The following is a 1846-nucleotide window of genomic DNA, read 5'->3' on the forward strand; positions in this document are numbered from 1 at the left end:
CCAGCTGACGCGGTACGACTACCGTGGCGGCGCGGCGTGGCAGGGCGACGCCCGAAGCGGTGTCCGGTGCGGTGCCCGGGCTCAGCCGTCGATGCGGTGCTGGCTCCAGAAGGAGCTCAGGTCCACCGTGGTGGCGGCCTGGGCCGCGGCCTTGAACTCCGCGGTGGTGGAGACGCCGTACCAGTGCGCCTGCGCGTAGTTCCGCAGCAGCGTGGTCATCGCGCTGTCGCCGATCGTCCGGCGCAGGTCGTGCAGGGCGCACTTGCCGTAGCCGTAGACGACCGTCGAGTACCGGGAGGAGTTGGCGTCCCAGTACGCCATCGAGTTGGTGATCCGCTCCGCCGAGGAGGCCCAGGAGACGCTGCTCCAGCAGCCGTTGCCGGTCTTGCCGAGGGCGAGGTCGGTGGCGTAGTCGGTGAAGGCCTCGTCCAGCCAGGGGCCGTTGTACTCGTCGTCGCCGACGATGCCGTACCACCACTGGTGGCCGATCTCGTGGGTGAGCGCCGTGGTGCTGACCAGGTCGAGGACGAAACCCGGGTACTCCATGCCGCCGAACCAGAAGTTGTTGTCGAGCACCGCGTCCAACTCGCCGTACGGGTAGGCGCCGAAGCGCTGGGCGTGGGCGTCGACCGCCGAGGTCGCGGTGGAGAGCATCGACTGGGAGTCGGCCGCGCTGATCCCCGCCACCGAGTAGACGTTGACCTTCACCCCGGCCGCGGAGGTGCCGGAGATCCTCGTGAACGGCCCGGCGCCCCAGGCGAAGTCGCGCACCTTGCTCGCGGTCGCCTTGGTGACGGTCCGTCCGGCCGCGCCGGGGGTGTCCACCGAGGTGCCGGTCGCGGGCACCAGCAGACCGCTCGGGTGGTCCAGGGTGACGGCGAAGTCCGCGGCCACCGAGTAGAAGGACTCGCCGTTGTTGGTGTACGGGTCGAGGTGCCAGCCGGCCGCGTCCCGTATCGCCAGGACGGGCAGGGCGTTGCCGAGGAAGTTGTACGCGCCGTCGTGGCCGAAGCGGTCCGCGCCGCTCGGCACGGTGATGCCGAGGTCGAAGGCGACGGTGCCGCTCTGGCCCTGCGCGAGCGGGGACGGCAGGGTGATCTTGAGCGCGGTGCAGTTCACCGTGAGCGGGGCGGGCGTGCCGCCGGTCACGTTGGTCACCGTGATCGGGGTGGCGGGGCAGCTGCCGTGGGCGTTGTCCCACAGCCGCAGGTACACCTCGTTCAGCGGGTCGGGCGAGGCGTTGCCGAAGGTCACGCTCTCGTGCCCGGTCCAACTGCCGCCGGAGGAGTCGCTGGTGAGGCCGACGGTGTACGTCGGCGCGACCGGGGTGCGGGTCGGGTCGCCGGGCTGGGGCGACGTGCCGCCGCCGGAGACGTCCAGGGTGACGTCGTCCAGCACGAAGCTGGTCTGCAGGCTGGCGTCCTCGACGCCGGTGAAGGCGAGCGTCACGGACTGACCGGCGAAGGCGGAGACGTCGAGCGTCTTGTGCACGTACCCGGCCTTGGCGTCCAGGTTGGAGTAGGTGGCCAGGGTGGTGGAGCCGAGCTTGACGGTCAGCTTGTCGTAGGCGGTGCTCCCGGTGGTCTCGGCGGTGTCGACGTGCAGCCAGAACCCGAGCGTCGCGGTGCCGCACCCGGCGGGGAGGGTGACGGACTGCGAGAGCGTGTCGGTGTGGCTGGAGCCGTAGCCGTCGAGCCAGGCGTAGGAGCTGCCGGAGTGCGCGCTCTGACCGCTGTCGGCGGTGATCGCGCCGCTCGGCGCCGACCAGGGCGAACCACCGGACTCGAAACCGCCGTTGGCCACCACCTGGGCGGGTGTGCAGTCCGCGGCGCTCGCCACATTGGGG

1 protein-coding gene is annotated in these 1846 nt (G+C 71.2%); it reads right to left on the bottom strand.

The window, feature by feature from the left end:
- Nucleotides 1-81 precede the first annotated feature (81 nt).
- A partial coding sequence (locus tag ACFU6K_RS38135; protein ID WP_380671126.1) for a M1 family aminopeptidase occupies nt 82-1846 on the bottom strand: 1765 nt, incomplete at its 5' end.

This window comes from Kitasatospora sp. NPDC057512, from assembly GCF_042802135.1.
In the GTDB taxonomy this organism is placed as follows: domain Bacteria; phylum Actinomycetota; class Actinomycetes; order Streptomycetales; family Streptomycetaceae; genus Kitasatospora.